The organism is Bradyrhizobium sp. GCM10028915 (genome assembly GCF_042666195.1).
Classification (GTDB): Bacteria; Pseudomonadota; Alphaproteobacteria; order Rhizobiales; family Xanthobacteraceae; genus Bradyrhizobium; species Bradyrhizobium canariense_D.
The window spans coordinates 42,324-57,155 of record NZ_JBHTFN010000007.1 but is presented as its reverse complement, the minus strand read 5'-3'; the positions used below and the strand labels follow the sequence as shown (position 1 = coordinate 57,155).

The following is a 14,832-nucleotide window of genomic DNA, read 5'->3' as shown; positions in this document are numbered from 1 at the left end:
CGGCCGCTTGGAAACCTGAGGGTCGACCCGAATCACGCCGCACCCCCGATCCGCAGCTCCCGCGAATCGATCCCGAGCGGGGCATGGGTGGCGGCGACGATCAGGCCGCCGCGCGCCAAGTGCCCGCGCATCAATCCGGAAAACATGTCCCGTCCCGCGACATCGAGCGCCGTGGTCGGCTCGTCCAACAGCCAGACGGGGCGGCGGACGGTGAGCAGGCGGGCCAGCGACAGCCGGCGGCGCTGGCCGGCGGACAGGAAGGCGGCGGGCAGATCGGCGGCATGGTCGAGCCCGACGGTGGCGAGTCCCTTGCCGGTGTCGAAACGCTCGCCGCCGAGAAAATCGGCCCAGAACGTCAGATTCTCCGCCACGCTCAGGGCTGGCTTCAGGGCGTCGCGATGACCCAGATAGTGGCATTGCTCCGGCAACGTCAGCTCGGCGTCACCCCCGTCCAGCGCGATCGTGCCGCTCGCCGGAATGAGCAGGCCCGCGATCAGCCTCAGCAGCGAGGTCTTGCCCGATCCGTTGCGGCCGACGACCGCCACGGCTTCGCCGGAGCCGGCCTCGAAATCGAGCGCGGAAAACACCTCGCGCCCGCCCCGCACGCAACTGACCCCGCGTCCGGAAAGCTGCATCTTGCCTCGTATCGATCCGCTCAAAGCCAGGCCTCAGGAAAACTTGGGGTAGCGTATGGGAATTTTTGGCTCGCGGATTGCGGCGGCACGATTGTGGCTGTGGCGGCGCGGTTAGAAAGCTTCTATAAGCCCGGAACTACTTGATGCGGCAACTCAACCTGCCCCTGCAAGTGACTCAGCCTGCCTACGCTGACGGTGTTAAAATACCCTGCCGGGTATAACTGACAATTGGGATTTCCTACATGACCTCGCTCGACAGCTTCAAATGCAAAAAGACCCTCAAGGTCGGCGCCAAGACCTATGTCTATTACAGCCTGCCCACGGCCGAGAAGAATGGTCTGAAGGGAATTTCGAAACTCCCCTACTCGATGAAGGTTTTGCTCGAGAACCTGCTCCGCAACGAGGACGGCCGCTCGGTCAAGAAGGAAGACATCGTCGCGGTGTCGAAGTGGCTGCGCAAGAAGTCGCTGGAGCATGAGATCGCCTTCCGCCCGGCGCGCGTGCTGATGCAGGACTTCACCGGCGTGCCCGCCGTGGTCGATCTCGCCGCGATGCGCAACGCGATGCAGAAGCTCGGGGGCGACGCCGAGAAGATCAATCCGCTGGTGCCGGTCGATCTCGTCATCGACCACTCCGTGATCGTGAACTTCTTCGGGGACAACAAGGCCTTCGGCAAGAACGTCACCGAGGAATACAAGCAGAACCAGGAGCGCTACGAGTTCCTGAAATGGGGCCAGAAGGCGTTCTCGAACTTCTCCGTCGTGCCGCCCGGCACCGGCATCTGCCACCAGGTCAATCTCGAATATCTCTCCCAGACGGTGTGGACCAAGAAGGAGAAGATGACGGTCGGCAAGAAGACCGGCACCTTCGAGGTCGCGTATCCCGACTCGCTGGTTGGCACCGATTCCCACACCACCATGGTCAACGGCCTTGCCGTGCTCGGCTGGGGTGTCGGCGGCATCGAGGCGGAAGCCTGCATGCTCGGCCAGCCGCTGTCGATGCTGCTGCCCAACGTCGTCGGCTTCAAGCTGAAGGGCGCGATGAAGGAAGGCGTCACCGCGACCGACCTCGTGCTGACGGTGACGCAGATGCTGCGCAAGCTCGGCGTCGTCGGCAAGTTCGTGGAGTTCTTCGGCCCCGGCCTCGACCATCTCTCGGTCGCAGACAAGGCAACCATCGCCAACATGGCGCCCGAATATGGCGCGACCTGCGGCTTCTTCCCGGTCGATGCCGCCGCACTGGATTATCTCAAGACCTCCGGCCGCGCCTCGGCGCGCGTCGCGCTGGTGCAGGCCTATGCGAAGGCGCAAGGGCTGTTCCGTACCGCCAAGTCGCCCGATCCGGTGTTCACGGAAACGCTGACGCTCGACCTCGGTGATGTCGTGCCCTCGATGGCCGGCCCGAAGCGCCCCGAAGGCCGCATTGCGCTGCCGTCCGTGGCCGAGGGCTTTTCGCTCGCGCTCGCCAGCGAATACAAGAAGGCCGAGGAGCCGGGGAAGCGCTTCGCCGTCGACGGCAAGAACTTCGACATCGGCCATGGCGACGTCGTGATCGCCGCGATCACCTCCTGCACCAACACCTCGAACCCGAGCGTGCTGATCGGCGCCGGTCTTCTGGCGCGCAACGCCGCCGCGAAGGGCCTCAAGGCAAAGCCGTGGGTGAAGACCTCGCTCGCCCCGGGCAGCCAGGTGGTGGCGGCCTATCTCGCCGATTCCGGTCTCCAGGCCGATCTCGACAAGGTCGGCTTCAACCTGGTCGGTTTCGGCTGCACCACCTGCATCGGTAATTCCGGTCCGCTGCCCGAGGAGATCTCGAAGTCGATCAACGACAACGGCATCGTCGCGGCTGCGGTGCTCTCCGGCAATCGCAACTTCGAAGGCCGCGTCTCGCCGGACGTGCAGGCGAACTATCTGGCTTCGCCGCCGCTCGTGGTCGCCCACGCGCTCGCGGGCACCGTCACCAAGAACCTCGCCGTCGAGCCGCTCGGTGAAGGCAAGGACGGCAAGCCGGTTTACCTCAAGGACATCTGGCCGACGACCAAGGAGATCAACGCCTTCATGAAGAAGTTCGTGACCGCGTCGATCTTCAAGAAGAAGTATGCCGACGTGTTCAAGGGCGACACCAACTGGCGCAAGATCAAGACGGTCGAGAGCGAAACCTATCGCTGGAACATGAGTTCGACCTATGTGCAGAACCCGCCCTATTTCGAAGGCATGAAGAAGGAGCCGGAGCCGGTCACCGACATCGTCGAGGCCCGCATCCTCGCCATGTTCGGCGACAAGATCACCACCGACCACATCTCGCCGGCCGGTTCGATCAAGCTCACCTCGCCCGCCGGCAAATATCTCAGCGAGCACCAGGTGCGTCCGGCCGACTTCAACCAGTACGGCACGCGGCGCGGCAACCACGAAGTCATGATGCGCGGCACCTTCGCCAATATCCGCATCAAGAACTTCATGCTGAAGGGCGCCGACGGCAATATTCCGGAAGGCGGTCTCACCAAGCACTGGCCCGACGGCGAGCAGATGTCGATCTACGATGCCGCGATGAAATACCAGCAGGAGCAGGTGCCGCTGGTGGTGTTCGCCGGCGCCGAATACGGCAACGGCTCCTCGCGCGACTGGGCCGCGAAGGGCACCCGTCTGCTCGGCGTGCGCGCCGTGATCTGCCAGAGCTTCGAGCGCATCCACCGCTCCAATTTGGTCGGTATGGGCGTGCTGCCCCTGACCTTCGAGGACGGCACCTCCTGGTCGTCGCTCGGTCTGAAGGGCGACGAGAAGGTCACGCTGCGCGGCCTCGTTGGCGACCTCAAGCCGCGCCAGAAGCTGACCGCGGAGATTGTCTCCGGCGACGGTTCGCTGCAGCGCGTTTCGCTGCTCTGCCGCATCGATACGCTGGACGAACTCGAATACTACCGCAACGGCGGCATCCTGCACTACGTGCTACGCAAGCTCGCGGCGTAAGCGCGGATTTGTGAACGGTGGCTCACTGCGAAGTGAGTAGTAGGTTACACGAAGGCGGCCTATCACAAGGCCGCCTTCACGCGTTTGCGGCAGGCTTCAGATGGGCCCGCCCGGCACAGAACCTCCCCTTGTACGGTTCTTGGACGGACAACAAATGTGTGAGGCCCGTAAGATTACGGTGACCATCCGGCGGTAAGATTTCCCTCTCACGAGCAATGGTGTGCGGCGTTCGACATGACAACAATGACGGCTTCTCATCTGGTTTCACGCTGGTCCGGTGCCCTCTGGTCGGGAGCTCTTGGTCTCTGTGCAATCGTCGCCGTCATCCGCCCTGCCGAGGCTGATCCTCGCGCCGTTGTCGAATTGTTTACCTCGCAGGGCTGCTCCTCCTGCCCGCCGGCCGACAAGATCATCGGCGACCTCGCCCGCGATCCCTCGATCATCGCGCTGAGCATGCCGATCGACTATTGGGACTATCTCGGCTGGAAGGACACATTGGCCGATTCGCGCTTCTCTGCACGGCAGCGTGCCTATTCGCGCATGCGCGGCGACCGCGAAGTCTACACGCCGCAGGTCGTGGTCAACGGCTCCACGCATGTCGTCGGCAGCGACCGCACCGGCATCGAAAGCGCCATCGGCAAAACCGAGACGGGCACTGGTGTGATGAGCGTGCCGGTGACGATGTCGCTCGCGGGCAAGCAGATCAACGTCTCGGTGGCCGCGAGCAAGGAGCCGACGGCGTCCCACGGCGAGGTCTGGATCTGCTCGATTGCGAAGTCGGTGCCGATCGCGATCAGCCGCGGCGAAAATCGCGGACAGCAAGTGATCTATCACAACGTGGTGCGCAACCTGCTGAAGGTCGGCGACTGGACCGGCCGCCCGGAAAGCTGGACGGTGCCGATCGAGAACCTCACGCGTGACGGCGTCGACGGTGCCGTGGTCTATGTCCAGGACGGCAGCCGGGAGAGACCGGGCCCGATGCTGGGCGCGGCGTACACGTCGCTGCACTGACGCGCACTTCGAATCGTCCGACTCAAGCACACTCTCAATCCTCATGGTGAGGAGGCGCGTCAGCGCCGTCTCGAACCATGCAGGCCCTGCTGAGGCAGCTCGGCCTCGATCCTTCGAGACGCCGCTTCGCGGCTCCTCAGGATGAGGGGAAAGGGTTTTTGCTGAGATGCTGAGATATCCGTCGAGGCAGAAACATCCCGACCCAAACAAATCGACTCAAACAAAAAAGGACCAACTCGCGTTGGCCCTCCTTGTCGTGCGAACAGACCCGATCCTGACGGCCCCGGGGGGCTGGGGGCTGAGGAATCCGGAACCGAAAGGACCGGGTCAACGCACATAGGTCTTTTCGCAACGCAGGGCGGCAGTCGCTTGGCGGAAAAGCGGCGACACTATGATTCCTGCTAACGATCCCGTGACGGTTTGCCGCGACAGAGTTCCACCGCTGCGTGTGGGCGGATTGGCTCCGATTCCAAGGTCCTTCTAAGGGCCCTTGCGGTGGGGAACAGTTGGCGCGATCATGCAACCGTCATGATCCGCGGTCGAGGGACGGTCTTCGCGGACGCGGTCATGCTGATGCGACAGGAGGCGGCCTATGAGTCTGTCGGAGGACACCGATCCGAGCGAACAGCGTGCGGCAGCGCGCCCCGCCGCTTCGAATGCGCAACTGAGCCGCGTGACGTTCAACCGGCTCGAGCTGCACCGTATTCTCAATCTCTACGGCCGGATGGTTGCCGAAGGCGAGTGGTGCGACTATGCCATCGACTTCCTCAGGGATCGCGCTGTGTTCTCGGTCTTTCGCCGCGCCTCGGAAGTGCCGATCTATCGTATCGAGAAGGATCCGCGCCTCGCGCGCAAGCAGGGCATGTACAGCGTGATCTCGGCGACGGGCTTGATCCTGCGCCGCGGCCACGAACTGGAGCGCGTGCTCCTGGTGATCGATCGCAAATTGGCGGTGGTGTAGCAGGGATCCAGTAGCCCGGGCGAGCGTAGCGACATCCGGGTCTTTGCTTGCAGCGTTCCCGGGTATCGCTTCGCTCACCCGGGCTACGGGCCTTACTTCCCCGGCACGCTCTTGGCGCCCTCGCCGAGGCTCCGCTGCATCATTACCGTGTCCAGCCAGCGGCCGAATTTCAGCCCGACGCTGGGATGCGTGCCGATCATTTTGAAGCCGGCCCTGGTGTGCACGCCGATCGAGCCGGCATTGGTGGAATCCCCGATTACCGCGATCATCTGACGGAAGCCGCGTGCCTCGCATTCGACGATCAGCCGCTCCAGCAGGAGCGCCCCGATGCCGCGGCGGTGGAAGGATGGATCGAGATAGATCGAGTTCTCGACCGTGAAGCGGTAGGCCGGGCGGGGCCGGTAGGCACCGGCATAGGCGTAGCCGGCGACGCGCCCGTCGAGGATGGCGACGAAATAGGGGTAGCCGCCATCGATCAGCGTGCGGTAGCGGCGCGTCATCTCGGCAAGGTCGGGCGGCTCCAGCTCGAACGTCGCGGTGCCCTCGCGGACAGCCTGCCGATAGATGGCCGTGATGGCGGGGAGGTCGGCCTCGGTGGTGGGCCTGATATCGGGTACGGACATGCCGCAAGATTAGAGCCTTCCCGGGGCGGCTGGAAGAGGCAACCGTGCTTCCTCATACTCCGTCCTTGCGAGGAGCCCTTGCGACGAAGCAATCCAGAAATGCACCAGCGGAGGGACTCTGGATTGCTTCGCTGCGCTCGCAATGACGGTGGGTGTTGAGAGGCTCGCCCCAAACAAAAACCCCGGCCTCTCGGCCGGGGCTGGTGTCGTTCGCTCTGGGCCGGGCGCTTAGTCGCGCTGGCCGAGGAGCTGCAGGAGCAGCGTGAACAAGTTGATGAAGTTCAGGTACAGCGACAGCGCGCCGGTGATGGCCGCACGCTCTGCGATGTCACCGCCGGCCGAAGCGTAACCGTAGATGTAGTCGTTCTTCAGCCGCTGGGTATCCCAGGCGGTGAGGCCCGCGAACACCAGCACGCCGACCACCGACACGACGAACTGCAGCACCGAGCTCGCCAGGAACAGGTTCACCAGGCTCGCGATGACGATGCCGATCAGGCCCATGAACAGGAACGAACCCATTCCGCTCATGTCACGCTTGGTGGTGTAACCGTAGAGGCTGAGCGCGCCGAAGGTCGCCGCGGTGATGAAGAACACCCGGACGATCGAGGTGTGGGTGAACACCAGGAAGATCGAGGACAGCGAGACGCCCATCAGTGCCGCGAACACCCAGAACAGGATCTGGGCGGTCGAAGGAGCGAGCCGGTTGATGCCTGCCGAGATCACGAACACCATGGCGAGCGGCGCGAGCATGAACAGCCACTTCAGGGGGCTGACGAACATCGCGTAGCCGAACGGCGTCAGGAACAGCTTGCCGACCCGCACGGCTTCCGGGGTCGGAACGTCCGTCACGGCGGCCATGTAGACGCCGAGGGCGGCAAGGCCGGTGATGGCCAGGCCGATGCTCATGTAGTTGTAGATGCGCAGCATGTAGGCGCGCAGGCCGGCATCGACCGTCGCGGCGTCAACACGCCCGGCGGCCCTGCCGAAAGGAGAAGCGTAATTGCGGTCTAGGTCCGACATGGTCGAATTCCCGTTGGTTGGTCCGGTCCGGCATGAGGGTCGCCATGCCGCCGGTTCGTCAAATTCTATCTCGGATACCGATGTCTGCCGACTAAATTCTGGCTCACAATCGGGGCTCCGAACCCATTCGATATGTGGGAAACTAACACATTCGCTGCAACCGTCCACGCGCGGCTGAATGTCGCCCTTCCCTGCAATCCAGACGAGCGGACGTGGTTAATCGCTGGAATCGTGCGATTTCGCTCCCGTGCCGCCGCCCGCTACCATTTGTCACAAATTCCGCAACACCGTGGCGGGCTTTTTGTTCAACGCCAGCAGGGTGCCGGCGAGCCCGAGGCCGACCGTGACGACCAAGGCAGCCGCGACCACGCCGGCTGCGCTGCCGCCCTGCCAGACGAAAGTGAGGGTCATCAGCCGGGTCACGATCATCCAGGCCGCGACGCTGCCGGCGAAAACGCCGAAGACCGCGGTGGCAAGTCCGATCAGGAGGTATTCGAGCGCATAGGCGCCGAGCAGCCGCAGCCGGGTCGCGCCCAGGGTCTTGAGGATCACCGCATCGTAGACCCGGTGGCGATGGCCGGCGGCGAGCGCGCCGCCGAGCACCAGGATCGCCGAGATCAGGGTCACCGCGCTGGCGCCGCGGATCGCCAGCGCCAGGTTGGTCACGACCGAGCCGACCGTCTCCATCACCTCGCGCACGCGCACGCTCGTCACCATCGGATAGGCGTCAGCGACCTCCTTGATGATCTTGCCGTCGCCGGCCGCATCGCCGCCGGCTTCCGTCAGCGTCGCGATGTGGGTGTGCGGCGCGCCCTTGAATGCGTTCGGTGAGAACACGAGGACGAAATTGATGCCGAGGCCCTGCCAGTCGATGCTGCGCAGATTGCTGATCTTGGCGGGGATGTCGCGGCCGAGGATATTGACCACGACCTCGTCGCCGAGCTTGAGGCCGAGTCCATCCGCGATCTTCTTCTCCATCGAAACCAGCGGCGGGCCGGAATAATCGGCGCTCCACCACTCGCCCTCGACCACCTTGGAGCCCTTCGGCAGCTCGGCGGTATAGGTCAGGCCGCGGTCGCTCTGCAGCACCCACTCGGAATCGGTGCTGGGCTTGAGCTCCTCGGCGCGGACACCACGGGATCCGACGATCCGTCCGCGCAGCATCGGCACGTCGTCGACTTTCGCGCCAGGGGCGATCTGGCGCAGGTATGTGTCGAACTGCTCGGCCTGCGTGCTCGGAATGTCGATGAAGAAGAACGATGGCGCGTGCTCGGGCAGCGCCGCCAGGAACTGCCGGCGCAGATTGCCGTCGATCTGGGTGATGGTGACGAGCACGGCGAGCCCGAGCCCGAGCGACAGCACGACCGAGGGCGTCAGCGCGCCCGGCCGGTGGATGTTGGCAATCGCAAGTCGCAGCATCGGCCATCGCGTGCGCGGCAGCCGCCGCGCGATGGTCATCAGCAGGGCGGCAACGCCGCGGAGCAGCGCGAACACGACCACGGAGGAGGCCACGAACACCGCGGCGATGCGCTTGTCGAAGGACAGCCCGATCACGACCGCGATCAGCAGCGCGATCACGACGGCCATGAAGACGAGATAGCTCCAGCGTGGCCGATGCCATTCGGAGCTGATGGTGTCGCGGAACAGCGCCGCCACCGGCACATCGTGCACCCGGCCGAGCGGCCACAGGCCGAAGGCAAGCGCCGTGAGCAGCCCGTAGACGAACGACAGCGCGAGCTCGTCGGCATGCACCGCCGGCACCACCGGCAGGGGCAGCAGCTTGCCGAATAGGCCGACGATCGCGAACGGCATGGCGGCGCCTAGTGCGAGGCCGATCACTGAGCCGATCGCGGCGAGCAGGAGAACCTGGGCGAGATAGATGCCGAACACGTCGCGCCCGGTGGCGCCGACGGCCTTGAAGGCCGCGATCACCTCGAGCTTGTGGTCGATATGGGCCTTGACGGCATTGGCAACGCCGACGCCGCCGACCAGCAGCGCGGCGAGGCCGACCAGCGTCAGGAACTGCGTGAAGCGGTTGATGTTGCGCTCGAGCTGCGGCGAGGCATTGGAGCGGCTGCGGACCTCCCAGCCGGCCTGCGGCGCGGCGTTGCGGGCGTCCGCGATGAAGGCGTCGGTGGCGCGCTCGTTGTTGGCGATCTCCGGCAGCTTCACACGATAGACCCAGCGCACCAGGCTGCCGGGTTGGACGAGCCCTGTCGCGCGCAGGCCCGCTTCGCTGATCAGGAAGCGCGGGCCGAAGCCGATGCCGCCTGCGAGCTTGTCGGGCTCGGCTTCGACGGCGCTGCGGATCTGGAACGTCGCAGCCCCGACGGTGACGCGATCGCCGGTCTTGAGCGACAGCCGCGCCAGCAGTGTCGGATCGGCGGCCGCGCCGAACGCGCCGTCGCGCTCCGCGAGCAACTCGGACATCGGCAGCGGCGGCGCCAGCGTCAGCTGGCCCAGCATCGGATAGGTGTCGTCGACCGCCTTCATCTCGACCAGGGCCAGCTTGCCCTCGGCCGAGCGCGCCATGCCGCGCAGTGTGGCGGCGCTCGAGACGGTGCCGCGCGAACGCAGGAAGGCGACTTCCTCCGGCTTCGCCTCGCGCTGAAACAGGACGAACGACACGTCGCCGCCGAGCAGCGTACGGCCTTCGCGGGCGAGGCCGTCGCTCAGGCTCGCCGAGACCGAGCCGACGCCAGCGATGGCCATCACGCCGAGCGCGATGCAGGCAATGAAGACGTAGAAGCCGCGCAGGCCGCCGCGCAATTCGCGCAGCGCGTAACGCAGCGACAGCGCGACGCCGTTGGGCTTCGCAAACGGTGCGGCAGCAGCACTCATGCCGGCGCCGACTGCGTGTCGATGCGCCCCGAACGGAGGCGGATCACGCGATCGCAGCGCTGCGCGAGCGAAGAATCGTGCGTGACCAGCACCAGCGTCATGCCGCGCTCGGCATGCTTGCTGAACAGGAGGTCGACGATCTGTTGTCCCGTGGCTTCGTCGAGATTGCCGGTCGGCTCGTCGGCGACGAGGATCGCTGGATCGGGTGCCAGTGCGCGGGCCAGCGCCACGCGCTGCTGCTCGCCGCCGGAGAGTTGGGTCGGATAATGATGCAGACGGTCGCCGAGCCCGACCGATTGCAGCTCCTGCGCCGCGCGCTTTGCGGCGTCGGGATTGCCCGCAAGCTCGAGCGGCACCGCGACATTCTCCAGCGCGGTCATGGTCGGGATCAGATGGAAGGACTGGAAGACGATGCCGACCTGGCGGCCGCGGAAGCGGGCCAGTGCGTCCTCGTCGAGGGCATTGAAAGGCGTGCCGTTGACCACCACCTCTCCGCTATCAGGACGCTCCAGCCCCGCCATCACCATCAGCAGCGTGGATTTGCCCGAACCTGACGGGCCGATCAGGCCGATCGTCTCGCTCCGGCCCACGCGCAAGCTGATATCCTTGAGGATGTGAACGCGTGCCGCGCCCGTACCCAATGACAGATTGACGTTGGAGATGGCGATGGTGTCGGCCGAACTGTCGGCGAGCGAAGAGGAAGAGATGCGAGTGTCCATGGTCCGGTCATATGGCAACTCCGCCCGCGCGGTCGAGAGGCGTTACGGATTGTTCATGCACATAGCCGTGTTGATGTTCGCTTTGATGACCGTCGCAAATCCGGCATGGGCTGAGGCGGCGAAACCGATCAAGCTGGTGGTTCTCGGCGATTCCCTGAGCGCGGGTCTTGGCCTCCCGGCCCAGGAAGCGTTCCCCACAAAGCTTCAAAAAGCTTTACAAGACAAAGGCATAGAGGTCGGCATGACCAATGCCGGGGTATCCGGCGACACCTCCTCGGGGGGCCGTGACCGGCTCGACTGGTCGGTCCCTGACGGAACCGACGGTGTGATCATCGAGCTCGGCGCCAATGATGCGTTGCGCGGCATCGATCCCGATTTGACCCGCACCGCGCTGACCGAGATCGTCCAGCGCCTCAAGGCGCGCAAGATCGCGGTGATGCTGTGCGGCATGCTGGCGCCGCCGAATTACGGCGCGGATTATGCTGCGCGCTTCAATTCGATTTATCCGGATCTGGCGAAAAAATTCGGCGTGCCGCTCTATCCGTTTTTTCTCGATGGTGTCGCGGCCGATGCCAAGCTCAACCAGGCCGACGGCATTCATCCGACCGCGGCCGGCGTCGATATCATCGTCAAGAATATCTTGCCTACGGTTGAGGCATTCCTTGGCACCATCGCTGAGCAACGGCGTTGAAAACCAGGCAGCGCTAACCGTAATTCCCAGGGTTTTACCGGAGTAAGGCGCGCGATGCTTCGCAGGGTCACACAACTGCGATAGGAATTAGGGTACCGGTGATTCGTCGCCGGCTCTAAAATTTGGATATGATCTTGCCCTGGGATCATGCCCAAGCATCGGGAGTGCGAAACGATGCCGCGTTTGTTCACTGGTCTGGAAATTCCGGCCGAGATTGGCCAGTCGCTTTCCAATTTGCGGGGCGGCCTTCCCGGCGCCCGCTGGATCGATCCCGAAAATTACCATGTCACCCTGCGCTTCATCGGCAATATCGATGGCATGTCCGCCAACGAAATCGCCTCGATGCTGTTTCGCGTCGACCGTAAGCCGTTCGAGGTGAAGGTGCAGGGTTTGCAGAGTTTCGGCGGACGCAAGCCGCGCGCGGTGGTCGCCACCATCGTGCCGAGCAAGCCGCTGATGGAATTGCAGGCCGAGCTCGAGCGCCTGATGCAGCGGATCGGCCTCGACCCGGAAGGCCGCAAGTTCATCCCGCATGTCACGCTGGCCCGGCTGCACGACGCCACCGACCGTGACGTCGCCGATTATCTCTCGCTGCGTGGCTATTTTCCCAGCAAGGCATTCACGGCCGAACGTTTTGTTTTGTTCTCGTCCCGCGCCTCAACCGGCGGCGGCCCGTATGTGGTCGAGGACGCCTACGAGCTGTGTGAGTAGCGAAGCTCTCGTGCCCCGGACGCTGCGCAGCGCGAAGCGGTGCGCTGCAGAGCCGGGGCCCATTACGCGGCGATAGACGAACGGTCCTGTACGAAACAGTCGGTCCCGGCTCTGCGCAGCGTCACTGCGTGCCGCAGCGCGTCCGGGACACGGAATGCATAGCGCCCCGCCCCAATTCACGGCTTGCAATTTCCGCTCATCTCTGGCGGTAAAGAGCATGCTCTCGACCCCCAGTTCCTCATTCCGCGAGGCCTATCAGGCCCAGATCGCGTCCGGCGCGATCGAGCCCGACGCTGCGCAGGCTGAAATCGCCGACGCCTATGCCGCGCTCGACCAGCGGCTCGCCGATTACAAGCCGCCGCGCAAGCAGGGCCTGCTCAGCCGCCTGTTCAGCAGCGACAAGGACGAGGCGCCGCACGGGCTCTACGTCCATGGCGAGGTCGGCCGCGGCAAGACCATGCTGATGGATCTGTTCTTCCAGCACTCGACAGTCGAGCACAAGAGGCGCGCCCATTTCCACGAATTCATGGCCGAGGTGCACGAGCGCATCTACGATTATCGCCAGGGCATCGCGCGCGGCGAGATTGGCGACGGCGACGTCATCGCGCTGACCGCGCATGCGATTTTCGAGGAGAGCTGGCTGCTCTGTTTCGACGAATTCCACGTCACCGACATCGCGGACGCGATGATCCTGGGCCGCCTGTTCGCAAAGCTGCTGGAGCTCGGCACCGTGGTGGTCGCGACCTCCAACGTCGCGCCTGACGACCTCTACAAGGGCGGCCTGAACCGTTCGCTGTTTCTGCCCTTCATCAGGCAGATCACCGACCACATGGACGTGCTGCGGCTCGACGCGCGCACCGACTTCCGGCTGGAAAAACTTCAGGGCGTACCGATGTGGCTGACGCCGGCAGACACCGAGGCGGACGCCGCGCTCGACCGCGCCTGGTCGAAGATGTCAGGCGGCGCCAAATGCAAGTCGCGCGATATTTCGATCAAGGGCCGCATCCTGCACGTGCCGTGCTCGGCCCACGGCGTGGCGCGCTTCACGTTCGCCGATCTCTGCGACAAGCCGCTCGGGGCATCCGACTATCTCAGGCTGGCGCACGACTATCACACCATCCTGGTCGACCATATTCCAGTGATGGATTTCTCCCAGCGCAACGCCGCCAAGCGTTTCATTACGTTGATCGACACGCTGTATGACAATGCTGTGAAGCTGATGGCCTCCGCCGATGCCAACCCGATCTCGCTCTATCTTGCCAATGAGGGCAACGAGGCCAACGAGTTCAAGCGCACCGCGTCGCGCCTGATCGAAATGAGCTCGGAATCCTATCTGGCGCTGCCTCACGGCCGCAAGGATTCCACCGCCAGCGGCTCGACCAAGGGCTTGGTCGAGACTTAAGTCCTATTTGCCAGCGCTGTCATTCCGGGCTCGGCGCTTCCCCAAGCCCCGGAATGACGAGGTTGCGCTTGAATAGGCGGCAAGCCCGACAATTGGGCAACCCGTGACTTGAACGGGGGAGGCGAAAGGGATAACCACCCGTCTCAGTTTTCCCCTCCTTACGTGTCTAAAGGACAGGCTCACATGGCGCGCGACAAGATTGCTTTGATTGGCTCCGGTCAGATCGGCGGAACGCTGGCTCATCTCATCGGCCTGAAAGAGCTGGGCGACGTGGTGATGTTCGACATCGCCGAGGGCGTGCCGCAGGGCAAGGCGCTCGACATCGCGCAGTCCTCGCCGGTCGACGGCTTTGACGCGCACTATACCGGCGCCAACTCCTACGAGGCGCTCGACAACGCAAAGGTCTGCATCGTCACCGCCGGCGTGCCGCGCAAGCCCGGCATGAGCCGCGACGACCTCCTCTCCATCAACCTCAAGGTCATGGAACAGGTCGGCGCCGGCATCAAGAAGTACGCTCCCGACGCCTTCGTCATCTGCATCACCAACCCGCTCGACGCGATGGTCTGGGCCCTGCAGAAGGCCAGCGGCCTGCCGCACAAGAAGGTCGTCGGCATGGCCGGCGTGCTGGATTCGTCGCGCTTCCGCTACTTCCTGGCCGACGAGTTCAACGTTTCGGTCGAAGACGTCACCGCCTTCGTGCTGGGCGGCCATGGCGACACTATGGTGCCGCTGGTAAAATACTCCACCGTCGCCGGCATCCCGTTGCCCGATCTCGTCAAGATGGGCTGGACCTCGCAGGCGCGCCTCGACGAGATCGTCGACCGCACCCGCAACGGCGGCGCCGAGATCGTCAATCTGCTCAAGACCGGCTCGGCCTTCTATGCTCCGGCGGCTTCCGCGATCGCGATGGCCGAGAGCTATCTGCGTGACAAGAAGCGCGTGCTGGCCTCGGCCGCCTACCTGAACGGCGAATACGGCGTGAAGGACATGTATGTCGGCGTGCCCGTCGTGATCGGCTCCAAGGGCGTCGAGCGCGTCGTCGAGATCGAGCTCGTCGGCAAGGACCGCGAAGCCTTCGACAAGTCGGTCGGCGCAGTGCAGGGTCTGGTTGACGCCTGCAAGAAGATCGCGCCCGATCTTCTGGGCCGCTAAACCCAACATTCCCCGCCGAAGATCGAAAAACCGGTCTTCGGCGGTTTCACTTCCGGGCCCGCGCTGCAACTCTTGTAGAGGACGGGGCGGGCTCCGGATCGGC

12 protein-coding genes are annotated in these 14,832 nt (G+C 64.4%); 7 read left to right on the top strand and 5 right to left on the bottom strand.

All coding sequences use genetic code 11. The features are described from left to right. Positions 1-32: 32 nt before the first annotated feature. A complete protein-coding gene (gene ccmA / locus ACFQX9_RS05560) occupies positions 33-635 on the bottom strand; it encodes a heme ABC exporter ATP-binding protein CcmA (protein WP_377787065.1) in 603 nt (200 codons plus the stop codon). 242 nt (positions 636-877) lie between these two features. Between ccmA and acnA the strand changes: the two genes are divergently transcribed. The 3 genes from acnA (at position 878) to ACFQX9_RS05545 (ending at position 5,570) form a co-directional block, all read left to right on the top strand. Continuing rightward, positions 878-3,598, top strand: coding sequence for an aconitate hydratase AcnA (gene acnA, locus ACFQX9_RS05555; RefSeq protein ID WP_018459820.1), 2,721 nt, complete (start codon positions 878-880; stop codon positions 3,596-3,598). A 234-nt stretch (positions 3,599-3,832) separates the two neighbouring features. After that, positions 3,833-4,609 carry a thioredoxin family protein gene (locus ACFQX9_RS05550; protein WP_085348698.1) on the top strand — a complete coding sequence of 259 codons (777 nt, stop codon included), beginning with the start codon at positions 3,833-3,835 and terminating at the stop codon, positions 4,607-4,609. Between the two features lie 592 nt (positions 4,610-5,201). Beyond that, entirely contained in the window at positions 5,202-5,570 is a 369-nt protein-coding gene (locus ACFQX9_RS05545) for a DUF2794 domain-containing protein (protein WP_377787062.1), read from the top strand. A gap of 92 nt (positions 5,571-5,662) precedes the next feature. On the opposite strand, the gene ACFQX9_RS05540 is transcribed toward ACFQX9_RS05545, so the two are convergent. The 4 genes from ACFQX9_RS05540 to ACFQX9_RS05525 all read right to left on the bottom strand — a co-directional run bounded on the left by ACFQX9_RS05540 (position 5,663) and on the right by ACFQX9_RS05525 (position 10,773). Next, the gene (locus ACFQX9_RS05540; protein WP_377787059.1) at positions 5,663-6,193 is read right to left on the bottom strand and encodes a GNAT family N-acetyltransferase; all 531 of its coding nucleotides are present in this window, start codon (positions 6,191-6,193) and stop codon (positions 5,663-5,665) included. A 228-nt stretch (positions 6,194-6,421) separates the two neighbouring features. Next, positions 6,422-7,213 (bottom strand): Bax inhibitor-1/YccA family protein, encoded by a 792-nt coding sequence (locus tag ACFQX9_RS05535; protein ID WP_007598855.1) that lies wholly within the window; start codon positions 7,211-7,213, stop codon positions 6,422-6,424. 270 nt (positions 7,214-7,483) lie between these two features. Then, positions 7,484-10,054: an ABC transporter permease gene (locus ACFQX9_RS05530; protein WP_377787056.1), complete on the bottom strand. Its 2,571-nt coding sequence runs from the start codon at positions 10,052-10,054 to the stop codon at positions 7,484-7,486. Beyond that, positions 10,051-10,773: an ABC transporter ATP-binding protein gene (locus ACFQX9_RS05525; protein WP_018459825.1), complete on the bottom strand. Its 723-nt coding sequence runs from the start codon at positions 10,771-10,773 to the stop codon at positions 10,051-10,053. Before ACFQX9_RS05525 ends, ACFQX9_RS05530 begins: the two co-directional genes overlap by 4 nt. Before the next feature lie 55 nt (positions 10,774-10,828). Here ACFQX9_RS05525 and ACFQX9_RS05520 point away from each other — a divergent pair, with 55 nt between their 5' ends. The 4 genes from ACFQX9_RS05520 (at position 10,829) to mdh (ending at position 14,729) form a co-directional block, all read left to right on the top strand. Then, positions 10,829-11,464: an arylesterase gene (locus ACFQX9_RS05520; RefSeq protein WP_026233885.1), complete on the top strand. Its 636-nt coding sequence runs from the start codon at positions 10,829-10,831 to the stop codon at positions 11,462-11,464. Positions 11,465-11,638: 174 nt separating this feature from the next. Then, entirely contained in the window at positions 11,639-12,175 is a 537-nt protein-coding gene (thpR, locus tag ACFQX9_RS05515; RefSeq protein ID WP_007598862.1) for an RNA 2',3'-cyclic phosphodiesterase, read from the top strand. Positions 12,176-12,392: 217 nt separating this feature from the next. Further along, positions 12,393-13,577, top strand: coding sequence for a cell division protein ZapE (gene zapE / locus ACFQX9_RS05510; RefSeq protein WP_085348694.1), 1,185 nt, complete (start codon positions 12,393-12,395; stop codon positions 13,575-13,577). Between the two features lie 183 nt (positions 13,578-13,760). Next, complete coding sequence (gene mdh / locus ACFQX9_RS05505; RefSeq protein ID WP_007598869.1) at positions 13,761-14,729, top strand: malate dehydrogenase; 969 nt, start codon at positions 13,761-13,763, stop codon at positions 14,727-14,729. The last annotated feature ends 103 nt before the right edge of the window (positions 14,730-14,832 follow it).